General features: G+C 43.1%; 1 protein-coding gene. It reads right to left on the bottom strand.

The window, feature by feature from the left end; translation table 11 throughout:
- The coding region (locus HMPREF2728_RS08650; RefSeq protein WP_148130301.1) for a Spy0128 family protein at positions 1-211 on the bottom strand (211 nt) is incomplete at both ends.

A 211-nucleotide genomic window follows, 5' to 3' on the forward strand; every position in this document is an offset into this window, starting at 1 on the left:
TTTCTCTGGTTGGAACTTAGGCTCTTCTGGTGGAGTTACACGGTTGTTAAATTCTTTATCCGCAATGTCGCCTACAGTCGCGATAAGAACTTTAGCTGTTCCATCGTGTTTCACTGTAACTGTTACATTCGCTTTCATAGTATCGTAGGTAACGGTTGCGTCTGAGCCTTTAACTTCTTCTACTGTGTAGTTGTGAACGCCTGCTTGTTCT

The organism is Streptococcus sp. HMSC061D10 (assembly GCF_001808865.1).
GTDB lineage: Bacteria > Bacillota > Bacilli > Lactobacillales > Streptococcaceae > Streptococcus.